The sequence below is a fragment of the Lacimicrobium alkaliphilum genome, assembly GCF_002591895.1.
Classification (GTDB): Bacteria; Pseudomonadota; Gammaproteobacteria; order Enterobacterales; family Alteromonadaceae; genus Lacimicrobium; species Lacimicrobium alkaliphilum.
Genome location: NZ_NISX01000007.1, coordinates 73229 through 85452, shown reverse-complemented (window position 1 = coordinate 85452; position 12224 = coordinate 73229). Strand labels below are relative to the sequence as shown.

The window sequence follows — 12224 nt, the reverse complement described above, 5'->3', positions numbered from 1 at the left end:
CGGGCGCATAAGCATTGGCTCAGCCGGGGTTGAAGCGGACGTACTCTAAGCTTCAGCCTGCTCAGTATCCTCATATTCCTGTGCTCATAATATTAGGTATAAAAAGCTATACTAAGGTACCGGTAAGCCTCTATCGGCTCTCTGAGCAATCGCGTATTCTTCTCTGCGTCAAGACCGACCATACCTTCTAAAGTTAAGAGGCACCGAAATGAAAAAGTCCGCAATCGCATTGTTTACCAGTTTGTCCTTTGTTGCATTCTCTCCTGTCAGTCAGGCAGATATCAATGATGATTTGGCCAATATTTGCACTATCGTGAAAAATGATGATAAGTCAGAGCTGCGCAAAAAGCTTAAATCTGTGCAGGACGATTATAAGCTGCGCCTCGGTGATTACTATGGTGGTATCAGCTGCGGTGGCAGCAGTTTGATTCGTTACGCCATGGAGACCGGTTCGGTTGAATCTGGTGTGTATATGATTAAACGCATGAGCAAATCCGACTTGTCTACTACTGAAAAAGACGGCATGGCACTAAAAGACTGGGCTGAGGCCAACGGTCACATCTCAAGTGAAATCGGCAAAGAGCTTTTGTCCAGAATCAGTTAATCAAATGCTGGCTTTGCAGTCAGCTTATGCAATACAGAATTAAGAGTCGACACGTTGTGTCGGCAAGCCTTCAGGATTCCAACAATAAACCAGTGACGCTGGTACCGAATTGGACATCACTCTTCTGAAGGTCTTGACGCCTCTTATTTCGGGAGAGTGAATTGTCCAATCCCTTCAAAGCCCCGCATCAGCGGGGCTTTTTTTATGCTCTGGTGCTGATTTTTCGCCTGATGGCTTGTAAGGGTTTCAGCAGTTTATCTTTTCTCAACCCCAAAAGTACTGCCAGCATGGCGATGTAGAGTGCGGGCTGGACAATATCGGATTTAACTGACCAGATATAGTGCAGCGCGATCAGGCAGGCAGCCAGATAGACCCAGTTATGCAGTTTCTGCCATCGCCTGCCCAGTTTTCGCTGAATGCTCTGTGTTGAGGTTAGCGTCAATACCATAAGTAGTAGCCATGCGATCATACCCACCGTGATGTACGGGCGCTTGATAATCTCCGATATCAGCATGCCCCACTCCAGTTGCAGCTCAAACAACAAATAGCTAAGCAGATGTAATATCGCAAAGAGAAAGGCATACAGGCCAAGCAAACGCCTGAAGCGAATAAACTGTGCCTGTCTGAAGTATTTTGCCAGCGGCGACATGCATAAGGACATTAATAGCAGGTTGAAGGCGCTGATACCGGTAAAATGCAGTATTGCCTTAACCGGATCGCCACCGAGTTGGTCTGTTACAGCCTGATAATAGGTTGTGCCTGCCCAGCCAATACAAAGGCTATGAATCAGCAGCTTCAGGCCCAGTATCTGCCACGGTCTGAAATGAATACGGGAAACCATCAATAGAAGCGTTTCAGATCCATGCCCCGATACAGCGGCGCCACTTCGTCATAGCCGTTAAACAGCTGCGTATCGATCCTGTTAGAGGAAAATAAGCCTCCTTTAGTGATCCGGCGTTCCCGGGCCTGGCTCCAGCGAGGGTGATCCACATTGGGATTGACGTTGGCGTAAAAACCATACTCATTGGCCGCCAGCAGATTCCAGCTGGTGGGCGGCTGTTTCTCCACAAGTCTGATACTGACGATGGACTTAATACTTTTAAAACCGTATTTCCAGGGCACCACTAATCGTATTGGGGCGCCATTTTGTGGCGGCAGACTCTTTCCATAAAGCCCCACGGCCAGTATGGTCAGCGGATGCATGGCTTCATCCAGTCTCAGCCCCTCAACATAGGGATAATCTATGCCACCACCGATAAAGGGATTCCGCTGACCGGGCATTTGCTCAGGATCATACAGTGTCTCAAAGGCAACATATTTACCCTTGCTCAGGGGTGCGGCTCTGTTGAGCAGAGATTGCAGCGGTATGCCGATCCATGGAATCACCATCGACCAGGCTTCGACACAGCGCATGCGGTAGATGCGCTCCTGAAGTTCAAAACTACTGAACAGATCTTCAAAGCCAAGAGTGAAAGGCTTTTCCACCAGACCATCAACGCGCAATTGCCAGGGGTCTACATTCAGACCCTGCGCATTTTCTTTGGGATCGGTTTTGTCGGTGCCAAATTCATAGAAATTGTTGTGACTGATGACTTTGGATTCAGGCGTCAGGGTCTGGGCGCTGTCCTGCTGACTGTAGGTTAACTCCCGGGTGTTAAACGCGGTTTCGTCATCATCACCAAACAAATTAATGGCCTGAACACCCGGGCTGCCCGCCAGTAAGGCGCCGGCGCCAATGAACCCCATCTGCTTTAGTAACTGGCGCCTTTTCAGGTAAATGGCTTCATCGGTTACGTCGTTTTCACTGCACTGGCTCGCTTTTGGGACTTTAATCAGCATGCTTGCCTTCCTGTATTTAGTAACACACCAGGTGTTGAAAAGGGGCGATATCAATAAGGACAGGCTGAAGCGGGATTTGCTTTCCTTTATACCGCGTTAATGATGTCCTTTAACTGCGCTTCATGATCAGCGGTCTTGCCAATATTGCTTTCAACCCACTGTGAATTGTAATAGGTATCCAGATATCGTTCACCGCTGTCACACAACAGCGTCACGATTGAACCGGCTTTTCCTGAGGCTTTCATCAACCGGGCTTTTTGTAGTGAACCCCACATATTTGTACCGGTAGAGGGGCCTACCTTTCTGCCCAGCATGCTCTCAAGCCATAACATGGTGGCAATGCTGGCACCGTCTGGCACCTGCAGCATCTCATCTACCACGGAAGGCACAAATGACGGTTCCACTCTTGGACGCCCTATACCTTCTATTTTACTGCCGCAGGACGTCAGACGATCATCACCGGTCTGATAAAAGGGGTAAAACACCGAATTGTCCGGATCTACAACCAGTAGTCGGGTATTGAAACATTTATAGCGAATATACCGCCCAATTGTTGCGCTGGTGCCACCGGTGCCTGCGCTCATTACCACCCATTCCGGCACAGGGAAGCGTTCATATTGCATTTGTTCGAACATACTACAGGCGATATTATTGTTGCCTCGCCAGTCAGTTGCACGCTCGGCAAAGGTGAACTGATCCATATAATGACCATTCAGGGTTTCTGCCAGTCGCTGAGATTCGGCATAAATCTGGTCACTCTTATCAACAAAATGACATTGGCCGCCGTAGAATTCGATCTGCTGGATTTTTCTGGAGGCGGTATTTTTTGGCATGACGGCAATAAAGGGCAGTCCGAGCAGCCTGGCAAAATAGGCCTCAGACACTGCCGTGCTGCCAGAGGAGGACTCAATAATGGTGGTATCCTCGCGGACCCAGCCGTTGGTCAGAGCATATAGATACAAAGAGCGAGCCAGTCTGTGCTTAAGACTCCCGGTAGGATGAGTGCTTTCGTCCTTAAGATAAAAATCGATATCTTTGAAGGCGTCAAGCTGGAGCTTGATTAAATGCGTGTCAGAGGATCTCTGAAAGTCCGCCTGTATACTCTCAATGGCATTATTGGCCCAGGCTCTGCTCATACATGTTCCTTGTCTGACTCATAAGTTCTGTCGGGTAACGCTAATGCTCTGAGGGGGCAAAAGCAAGGTAACTTCAGCAATTCTGCTCACGTTGCGATGATCAATTCCCGGGTGGGGGTGACTTTGGTATTGAAATCGGGGAAACTTGCCGCCACATAGAAATAACATTTTTTCAAAGAGGCCTTAAAATGGCAAGAAACTACGTTTTACTGGACAAAGAAGCACATAAAAATATCAAAATAAAGCAGGATCCCAGCCTGGCTCACAGTAAAGGGTCACATCTGGTGGGGATTTCCATCCGTGAATTTGCCAGAGCCGCCAGCAGTGTTCCACTGGTACTGATTAAAGATGAAGCGGCCGATCGTTATCATTGCACAGGTCTGTATGGTCTGGTTGAAGGGGTCAACCTCTATTATTCAGCAGATGGCTGGCAGAGTCATTTTGCGCCTCTGAATCTGCAACGTTATCCCTTTGACGTTCGTCCCAATGGTGAGCAACTGTCTATTTTTATAGATAAAGACAGTGACCTGGTAAATGAAAAAGAAGGTATCGCACTGTTTAATGAAGATGGTTCTGTATCTGAGTATATGGAAAGTCGTCAGAAGCTGATGTCTGAACTGGTGAACAGTGAGAATCTGACCCAGGAGTTTGTCAAAACCCTCACCGATCTCGATCTGGTTGAAGAGTTGCGTCTGGGCATTCGTTATGCCAGCGGCGAACAGCGTCAGCTGGTCGGGCTGCACAGCATCAGCGAAGAAAAGCTGATGAAACTGGACGACGAGCAGGTACTGAAACTTCACCGCAACGGTTTCCTGGGGGCCATGTATGCGATGCTCGGATCAATGGGGCAGTTAAACAAACTCGTACAGCTGTCACAGAAAAGCGAGCAGCCGATTGCTGCAATACAGATCTTGCCTAAAGAAGAGGCTCAGGGCGAAACGGCAGAACAGCCCGCTCAAGCCAACTAAAGAGTATGGGCAGTCAACCTGGCTGCCCTTTTATGTCGCCCCGTTATTTCACCCGTTTCAACTGACTTTTACGCTTCGATTTCCACTTTTTCCCACCTTATCAATCAGTTCCGGAAAAGCCTTGTGTGTCAGGCTCTATAGGGCCTGATCTATTCGTTTTTTATTCCTTGACACTAGACCATGGTGGTACCTAAACTGTGCTGTGTGGGTAAAAGTGGCAAAAAGTGGAAAAAACAATTTTAATAAGAAGGCTAGGGGAATGTTCCGCGGCGCTAATGCAATCAATCTGGACAGTAAAGGACGTGTAACGGTTCCAACCCGTTACCGGCAAGCACTGCTGGACGATTGTCAGGGACAGTTGGTGTGTACCATCGATATACAACAGCCCTGTTTGCTACTTTACCCACTTTCCGAATGGGAAGAAATTGAACTTAAGCTCATTCGTCTCTCCAGTATGAATCCTCATGAACGTCGCTTACAACGCCTGCTGCTGGGATATGCCCTCGAAGGAACTATGGACAGTAATGGCCGGTTTTTGTTATCCGGCCCATTACGTCAACATGCCAGACTCGACAAGCAACTGATGCTGGTGGGGCAACTGAATAAATTCGAATTGTGGGACGCAGAGACCTGGCAGCAACAAATTCATCAGGATATTGATACTGAGCAGCAGGGTGGTTTTGAATTAACTGAGCGACTGCAGGATTTTTCACTGTAATGTCCGTCAATCAACTTCATCAGCCCGTTTTGCTGCAGGAATCGCTGCAGGGACTGGCGCTCAAACCCGATGGTATCTATCTTGATGCCACCTTTGGTCGTGGGGGGCATTCCCGCGCATTACTGGCGTCTCTCTCAGAACAGGGGCGATTGATTGCTTTAGATCGTGATCCGGCAGCTATCGATGCGGCGGCAAGCCTGGCTGATGACAAGCGCTTTGAGATTGTTCATTGTCCCTTTTCCCAATTACTCGATGTAACCGATCAACTGGGTGTTACCGGCCAGCTCGACGGAATACTGATGGATCTGGGGGTGTCATCGCCACAGCTTGATGATGCTGAACGCGGCTTCAGCTTTATGCGGGATGGTCCGTTAGATATGCGTATGGATCCTACCCGCGGGATAAGTGCGGCCAGCTGGCTGGCAAGCGCGGAACTGGAAGATATTGTACAGGTACTGAAAGAGTTTGGTGAAGAGCGCTTTGCCAGACGTATTGCCCATGCCATCGTTACCACTCGCGATACCACAGAGATTAACCGCACTGTGCAGCTGGCAGAGCTGATTGATGAAGCCGTACCGTTTCGTGAAAAGCATAAACATCCTGCCACCCGAAGCTTTCAGGCCATCAGAATTTACGTCAATAGTGAACTTGATGAGGTCAGACAGGCCCTTAAAGGCGCGTTGGCTGCCCTCAGACCGGGAGGCAGGCTGGCGATAATCAGTTTTCATTCGCTGGAAGACAGGCTGGTAAAGCGTTTTATGCGCGAGCAGAGCCGTGGCAAACAGGTGCCCGCCGGATTTCCGATAACAGAAGCGGAACTGGATGCCAGCAAGGCGATGAAGTTGGTTGGCAAGGCGATAATGCCATCCCAGGCTGAATTGGAAGTCAATAACCGGGCGCGCAGCTCCGTGCTCAGGGTGGCGGAAAAACTATGAAGACAGCCACCCCTCATTTCAATCTTATCAGTCTTATCTGGACCGATCTGACTCGCCACCCCGGGCGGGTTTTGTTGTTTTTAATGGTAGTAATCAGCGCGTTGGCGGTCATCCTCAGTGTTCACCACAACAGGCAACTGGCCATAGGCCATGAGCAACTGATGCAACAGCGGGATCAACTGGATGTTGAATGGCGTCATCTTGTTCTGGAGCAGAGTGTGCTGACAGAACATAACCGGCTCGAATCTTTGGCGGCCAAAGAATTGAACATGAGACGCCCGGAGCCAGCAGATGAAATTGTGGTGAGAATTAAATGAGTGCCCGTAGGAATCATGCCAAACAGAACCTGCGCCCCAGATTGGTGGAGTGGCGTTTTATTCTGGTGATCACACTAGTGGTTGGGGTATTTGCTGCTCTGGTGGCCCGGGCCGCATATATTCAGGTGATTGAGCCCGATTCGCTGATTCAGCAAGGGGACAACCGCACCAAGCGGGTACGTATTACCCACGCACACAGGGGCATCATCACCGATCGTAACGGCGAAGAGCTGGCGGTCAGCATACCGGTGCGGGCGATTTATGCCGATCCAAAGGTGATTCATGCCAACGGCGGATTTTCCGATCATCGCCGCTGGCAGGCTCTCGCTGATGTACTGGGTCAGGAGTTACCCCAGATAACCAGCCGTCTGGGAAACCCCAAAAAGCGCTTTGTCTATATTCAGCGCCAGGTTTCGATGGCGATGGCCGACTATGTTGACAAGCTCGACCTCCCTGGTGTGTACCTTCGTGATGAGTCCCGGCGCTATTATTCTGCTGGTGAGACAACTGCACATGTGATCGGATTTACGGATGTTGACGACAAGGGCATAGAAGGAATTGAACGCCTTTACGATGACTGGCTGACGGGCACACCGGGCTCTCGTCAGATTCGACGCGATGCCAAGGGGCGTCAGGTTGAAATACTTGAGCAGATTGAAGGCCAGGCAGGCAAGGATCTGCAACTGACCATCGATCAGCGTATTCAGGCGCTTGCCTACAAAGAACTTAAGCTGGCGGTAGGTACCTATAAAGCGGCGTCGGGCTCTGCGGTAGTGGTAGATGTGCATTCAGGGGATATTCTGGCGATGGTCAATAGCCCCTCTTTTAACCCCAATGATCGGAGTAATGTTTCGGCGCACAGAATCCGTAACCGGGCCATCACCGATACATTCGAGCCCGGCTCGTCGGCAAAGCCGCTGGCAGTGCTGGCCGCACTGGAATTTGGCACTGTGGATCTGAACGATACACTGGACACCTCACCAGGATGGATGCGTATTGGGGGAAGCATGGTCCGGGATGGTAAAAATCATGGTGTGCTCGATTTGACCGGTGTAATTCGTAAATCAAGCAACATGGGCACCTCAAAACTGGCTTTGTCGGTACCGAAAAATCATTTTATCGACAATTATTATCAGTTTGGCCTGGTAGGAGACACCGGTACCAATCTGATTGGCGAGAGCGGTGGAATTTTTCACGATCGCCATCGCTGGTCTGACTTTGAGCTGGCGACGTTGTCATTTGGTTATGGTCTGTCAGTCACCACCTTACAACTCGCGAGAATGTACAGCATTATCGCCAATGATGGCGATAAGCTTCCCCTGAGAATGATTAAATCGCAAGCACCGGCGCAGCCTGAGTCTGTGGTATCCCCGCATTATGCAAGGGCCATGGTTCAGATGCTCGAAACGGTAGTAATGGATGGAGGAACGGCGCCTAAAGCTCAGATTCATGGTTACCGGGTAGCGGGTAAAACAGGAACCAGCCGCAAGGCGGTTGCGGGCGGATATGGCGAGGAATATGTCAATATCTTCGCAGGACTGGCACCGGTATCCAATCCTGAGCTGGTGGTGGTGGTATTGATCAATGAGCCGGGCGGAGATCTCTATTATTCCGGTGACACCGCCGCACCCACCTTTTCCAGAATCATGTCCGGGGCGTTACAGATGTTGAATATACCGCCTGATGACAAGGCAGTATCTTCGTTGGCCGCCATTGTAGGAGGGCAGCATCATGACTCGTAGTGATGTGGTTGATCTGCGCCGACTATTGCTGCCCTTTGGCATCGAAGCGCCTTCTATTGGTGTTGCACAGATGATACTGGATAGTCGTGAAGTGGCCATTCACAATCTTTTTGTTGCTGTTAAAGGGCATCATCAGGATGGCCGTGACTTTATCCCTCAGGCGGTAAGCCTGGGCGCCAAAGCCATACTTGCACAAGCGGACAAGCCGGAACAGCACGGACAAGTGGAAATGCGCGAACAGTCGCTGATCATTCATTTTTACCGGCTCAGTGAATGTCTGTCAGCTCTGGCGGCGGAATTTTATCAGCATCCCGCTGACAAACTAAAGGTGGCCGCGGTTACCGGTACTAATGGTAAAACCTCCACGGTGCAACTTATTGCTCAACTGGCCCGGCTTACGGGCGAGCAGGCCGGCACCATCGGCACGCTGGGCGCTGGTATGCAAGGTCAGCTACAGGAAGTGGCGAATACCACGCCCGATGCCATCAGTATGCATAAGTTGCTTTGTGAGATGCAGTTACAGGGGGCACAAATGGTTGCCTTAGAAGCGTCTTCTCATGCTTTGGTGCAGCACCGAATCGCCAGTATCAAGACCGATGTGGTGGTGTTCACCAATCTGACCCGGGATCATCTGGATTATCATGGCGATATGAACCAGTATGCGGCTGCCAAGCGCATGTTGCTGAATCAGCCTGGTCTGCGAGCGATGGTGCTGAATCAACAGGATCCGGAAAGTGAAAACTGGTTAGCCGTGGGCGGCCATCGTTTACACAGCGTGTTCTGCGGTTTAAAAAGCCCACATTACCCCGAACACGATCATGTGATTGCCGCAAAAGTCGACTATCTGCCGCAGGGCACCAGAATTGATATCGAGAGTTCATGGGGCAATGGGCAGGTGATGTCGCCGTTAATGGGCCAGTTCAATGTACTTAATCTGCTCGGGGCCTTAGCCACTCAGTTGATACTGGGCGCTGAGCTGAAATCACTGATGGAATCGGTACCACAACTGGCCCCGGTTCCTGGACGTTTAGAGGTGTTCCATCGGGCCGGTCATGGCGCACTGGTGGTGGATTATGCGCATACACCAGATGCACTGGAGCAGGCTTTAGTGGCCTTGCGACAACATGCCCGAGGCAAGCTTTATTGTCTGTTCGGCTGCGGCGGGGACCGAGACAAAGGTAAACGACCGCTAATGGGTCGCGTGGCGGAGGCCAGCGCCGATGTGGTGATGATTACTAACGATAACAGCCGTTCAGAAGATCCGCACAGGATTGCTGAGGATATCCTCGGCGGCATGCAGCAACCGGATAAGGCGTTGTTGGAGTTGGATCGCCAGGCTGCGATTCGTCGTCTTTTTGAACAGGCAGATGACGGTGACCTGATCCTGTTAGCCGGTAAAGGCCACGAGCCCTACCAGGTGATTGGAAATAATAAAATTAATTATAACGAACGTGAGTTTGCAGCCACATTGATAAAGAGGAACTGCGCATGATCCCGGTGACACTCGAATGGATTGCTCAACAACTGAACAGCTCATTGCAGGGCGATAATCTGACGATTAACGGTGTCAGTACTGACACGCGTCATTTACAGGCCGGTGATCTCTTTGTGGCGCTGACCGGGCCGAACTTTGACGGCCATGGATTTATTCACCAGGCCGAGCAAAAAGGTGCCAGTGCGCTGATTGTATCGCGCCCGGTAGAAACCTCGCTGCCCTGCATTCTGGTGGACGATACCCGTCAGGCATTGGGCCAGCTGGCTGGTGCTATTCGGCAGCTGGCCAGGGTGAAGGTGGTGGGAATCACCGGAAGCAGCGGCAAAACCACAGTAAAAGAAATGGTCGCCTGTATTTTATCCAGAAAAGGCAGAGTGCTGGCGACCAAAGGCAACTTTAATAATGAGATAGGCGTTCCACTGACCTTACTGGAACTTACTGCGGAGCACGATTTTGCAGTGGTGGAAATGGGTGCTAATCACCTCGGTGAGATAGCTTATACCACTTCGCTGACGCGCCCTGATGCCGCAACCATAGTCAACGCCGCCGCCGCTCACCTGGAAGGCTTTGGCAGTCTGCTTGGCGTGGCACGGGCTAAGAGTGAAATTTTTAAGAGTCTTTCTGAAAAAGGTCTGGCAGTGCTTAACGCCGATAGTCAGTTTTTGTCATTCTGGCAGGGCAAGCTGCATGATAAGAGAGTCCAGACGTTTTCCGAGCGAGAGGGCGACTTTTATGCCGAAGATGTGATTCTGGGAATGGATGGCTGTGCTCAGTTCCAGATGCATACGCCAACAGGGACGGTAGATATTTCACTGGTGGTGCCGGGTATGCACAATGTGGCCAATGCCCTTTGTGCCGCGGCGCTGTCGATGGCTGTTGGTGCAACCCTGGAAGATGTGAAAATGGGCCTGCTGCAGATGTCGAATGTGGCTGGCCGGTTGAATATCCGCCAGCTGACCAACCAGGTCCGGCTGATTGATGACAGTTACAATGCCAACGTTGCCTCCACCCGCGCCGCTATCGACTTACTGGCCAGCTTCAGTGGCCGCAGCGTGTTGATACTGGGTGATATGGCGGAGTTGGGCGAGAAAGCCCGTTACTACCATGAAGAAATGGGGGAGTACGCCAGACAAAAAGGGGTTGATAACCTGTTCAGCGTAGGTGTACTGAGTCAGCAGGCCAGTGACCAGTTTGCTCAGGCCGGAAAACACTTCACCGACAAGTCGGCTTTATTAGAATACTTACAGCTGCAACTGCAGGGTGAACAGCGGGATATCACTATATTGATCAAAGGATCCCGCAGCGCACGAATGGAGGAGATCGTGCAGCTCATTGAGGCATCCAAGCTGGGAAAGCTTGAACGCCAAAGGGAGCGAATTGCATGCTGATCTGGTTGACGGACTGGTTACAACAGTTCTATACAGGTTTTAATGTCTTCTCTTACCTGACCTTCCGGGCGATTCTCAGTACCCTGACGGCTCTGATCCTGTCGGTGCTGCTGGGACCGGTTATGATTCGCTGGTTACAGAAACTGCAGATAGGGCAGACCGTACGTGATGACGGCCCGGAGTCGCATTTGTCCAAATCAGGCACGCCTACAATGGGCGGTGTACTTATTGTTGCCACCATACTGGCCAGTACCCTGTTGTGGGCCGATCTGAGCAATCGTTATGTTCTGGTGTCGTTATTTGTGATCCTCAGTTATGGCCTGATTGGTTTTGTGGATGACTATCGCAAAGTGGTGCGAAAAGATGCCAATGGCCTGATCGCCCGCTGGAAATACTTCTGGTTGTCGCTGGTGGCGCTGGTGGTGGCGTTTTATTTATACACTAGCAGTCAACAAGCCCCGGAAACTGCGCTGCTTGTGCCCTTTTTCAAAGATGTCATGCCGCAGCTGGGACTGATGTATATCGTCCTGACTTACTTTGTGTTGGTGGGAACCAGTAATGCAGTGAATCTGACCGATGGTCTGGACGGCCTGGCTATTGTTCCAACGATATTGGTGGCGGGTGCATTCGCTGTGTTTGCCTATGTGACGGGTAATGTCAATTTTTCCGGTTATCTGAATATTCCTTTTATTCCCCTGACCAGTGAACTGGTGATCATCTGTACTGCCATCGTTGGAGCAGGATTGGGATTCTTATGGTTTAACACCTACCCGGCCATGGTTTTCATGGGTGACGTGGGATCACTGGCCCTCGGTGGCGCACTTGGAATTCTGGCGGTACTGGTACGTCAGGAACTGGTGCTGATCATAATGGGGGGGGTGTTTGTCATTGAAGCGTTGTCGGTGATATTGCAGGTGGGCTCTTACAAGCTCAGAGGGGAGCGTATATTTCGTATGGCTCCGATACACCATCATTATGAACTTAAGGGTTGGCCAGAACCCCGTGTCATTGTCAGGTTCTGGATTATTTCCCTGATCCTGGTGCTGATCGGGCTGGCCACATTGAAACTCAGGTAGTAGCGA

The 12224-nt window shown here is 50.7% G+C and carries 12 protein-coding genes; 9 read left to right on the top strand and 3 right to left on the bottom strand.

Annotated features, from left to right (window positions below):
* The first annotated feature begins 208 nt into the window (after window positions 1-208).
* Entirely contained in the window at window positions 209-604 is a 396-nt protein-coding gene (locus tag CDA54_RS08475) for a DUF3718 domain-containing protein (protein ID WP_099034570.1), read from the top strand.
* Between the two features lie 202 nt (window positions 605-806).
* Here CDA54_RS08475 and msrQ read toward each other — a convergent pair whose 3' ends face one another.
* The 3 genes from msrQ to CDA54_RS08460 form a co-directional block, all read right to left on the bottom strand.
* Entirely contained in the window at window positions 807-1445 is a 639-nt protein-coding gene (msrQ, locus tag CDA54_RS08470) for a protein-methionine-sulfoxide reductase heme-binding subunit MsrQ (RefSeq protein WP_099034569.1), read from the bottom strand.
* On the bottom strand, window positions 1445-2443 hold the full coding sequence (gene msrP, locus CDA54_RS08465; RefSeq protein WP_099034568.1) for a protein-methionine-sulfoxide reductase catalytic subunit MsrP: 999 nt from the start codon (window positions 2441-2443) through the stop codon (window positions 1445-1447). The genes msrQ and msrP overlap by 1 nt, the downstream gene beginning before the upstream one ends.
* Before the next feature lie 86 nt (window positions 2444-2529).
* Window positions 2530-3579 carry a PLP-dependent cysteine synthase family protein gene (locus CDA54_RS08460; RefSeq protein ID WP_099034567.1) on the bottom strand — a complete coding sequence of 350 codons (1050 nt, stop codon included), beginning with the start codon at window positions 3577-3579 and terminating at the stop codon, window positions 2530-2532.
* Window positions 3580-3767: 188 nt separating this feature from the next.
* Between CDA54_RS08460 and CDA54_RS08455 the strand changes: the two genes are divergently transcribed.
* The 8 genes from CDA54_RS08455 to mraY all read left to right on the top strand — a co-directional run bounded on the left by CDA54_RS08455 (window position 3768) and on the right by mraY (window position 12218).
* On the top strand, window positions 3768-4547 hold the full coding sequence (locus CDA54_RS08455; RefSeq protein ID WP_099034566.1) for a SapC family protein: 780 nt from the start codon (window positions 3768-3770) through the stop codon (window positions 4545-4547).
* A gap of 259 nt (window positions 4548-4806) precedes the next feature.
* A complete protein-coding gene (gene mraZ / locus CDA54_RS08450) occupies window positions 4807-5265 on the top strand; it encodes a division/cell wall cluster transcriptional repressor MraZ (RefSeq protein ID WP_099034565.1) in 459 nt (152 codons plus the stop codon).
* The gene (gene rsmH / locus CDA54_RS08445; RefSeq protein ID WP_099034564.1) at window positions 5265-6200 is read left to right on the top strand and encodes a 16S rRNA (cytosine(1402)-N(4))-methyltransferase RsmH; all 936 of its coding nucleotides are present in this window, start codon (window positions 5265-5267) and stop codon (window positions 6198-6200) included. Before mraZ ends, rsmH begins: the two co-directional genes overlap by 1 nt.
* Window positions 6197-6517 carry a cell division protein FtsL gene (ftsL, locus tag CDA54_RS08440; protein WP_099034563.1) on the top strand — a complete coding sequence of 107 codons (321 nt, stop codon included), beginning with the start codon at window positions 6197-6199 and terminating at the stop codon, window positions 6515-6517. The genes rsmH and ftsL overlap by 4 nt, the downstream gene beginning before the upstream one ends.
* Entirely contained in the window at window positions 6514-8259 is a 1746-nt protein-coding gene (locus CDA54_RS08435; RefSeq protein ID WP_099034562.1) for a peptidoglycan D,D-transpeptidase FtsI family protein, read from the top strand. The genes ftsL and CDA54_RS08435 overlap by 4 nt, the downstream gene beginning before the upstream one ends.
* Entirely contained in the window at window positions 8249-9751 is a 1503-nt protein-coding gene (gene murE / locus CDA54_RS08430) for a UDP-N-acetylmuramoyl-L-alanyl-D-glutamate--2,6-diaminopimelate ligase (protein ID WP_099034561.1), read from the top strand. The genes CDA54_RS08435 and murE overlap by 11 nt, the downstream gene beginning before the upstream one ends.
* On the top strand, window positions 9748-11142 hold the full coding sequence (gene murF, locus CDA54_RS08425) for a UDP-N-acetylmuramoyl-tripeptide--D-alanyl-D-alanine ligase (protein ID WP_099034560.1): 1395 nt from the start codon (window positions 9748-9750) through the stop codon (window positions 11140-11142). The genes murE and murF overlap by 4 nt, the downstream gene beginning before the upstream one ends.
* Complete coding sequence (gene mraY / locus CDA54_RS08420; RefSeq protein WP_099034559.1) at window positions 11136-12218, top strand: phospho-N-acetylmuramoyl-pentapeptide-transferase; 1083 nt, start codon at window positions 11136-11138, stop codon at window positions 12216-12218. Before murF ends, mraY begins: the two co-directional genes overlap by 7 nt.
* Window positions 12219-12224 lie beyond the last annotated feature (6 nt).

What these genes read in the sequence shown, in the direction of transcription:
- CDA54_RS08475 (WP_099034570.1), top strand. Translation starts at nt 209, where the DNA reads ATGAAAAAGTCCGCAATCGCATTGTTTACCAGTTTGTCCTTTGTTGCA.
- msrQ (WP_099034569.1), bottom strand. Translation starts at nt 1,445, where the DNA reads ATGGTTTCCCGTATTCATTTCAGACCGTGGCAGATACTGGGCCTGAAG.
- msrP (WP_099034568.1), bottom strand. Translation starts at nt 2,443, where the DNA reads ATGCTGATTAAAGTCCCAAAAGCGAGCCAGTGCAGTGAAAACGACGTA.
- CDA54_RS08460 (WP_099034567.1), bottom strand. Translation starts at nt 3,579, where the DNA reads ATGAGCAGAGCCTGGGCCAATAATGCCATTGAGAGTATACAGGCGGAC.
- CDA54_RS08455 (WP_099034566.1), top strand. Translation starts at nt 3,768, where the DNA reads ATGGCAAGAAACTACGTTTTACTGGACAAAGAAGCACATAAAAATATC.
- mraZ (WP_099034565.1), top strand. Translation starts at nt 4,807, where the DNA reads ATGTTCCGCGGCGCTAATGCAATCAATCTGGACAGTAAAGGACGTGTA.
- rsmH (WP_099034564.1), top strand. Translation starts at nt 5,265, where the DNA reads ATGTCCGTCAATCAACTTCATCAGCCCGTTTTGCTGCAGGAATCGCTG.
- ftsL (WP_099034563.1), top strand. Translation starts at nt 6,197, where the DNA reads ATGAAGACAGCCACCCCTCATTTCAATCTTATCAGTCTTATCTGGACC.
- CDA54_RS08435 (WP_099034562.1), top strand. Translation starts at nt 6,514, where the DNA reads ATGAGTGCCCGTAGGAATCATGCCAAACAGAACCTGCGCCCCAGATTG.
- murE (WP_099034561.1), top strand. Translation starts at nt 8,249, where the DNA reads ATGACTCGTAGTGATGTGGTTGATCTGCGCCGACTATTGCTGCCCTTT.
- murF (WP_099034560.1), top strand. Translation starts at nt 9,748, where the DNA reads ATGATCCCGGTGACACTCGAATGGATTGCTCAACAACTGAACAGCTCA.
- mraY (WP_099034559.1), top strand. Translation starts at nt 11,136, where the DNA reads ATGCTGATCTGGTTGACGGACTGGTTACAACAGTTCTATACAGGTTTT.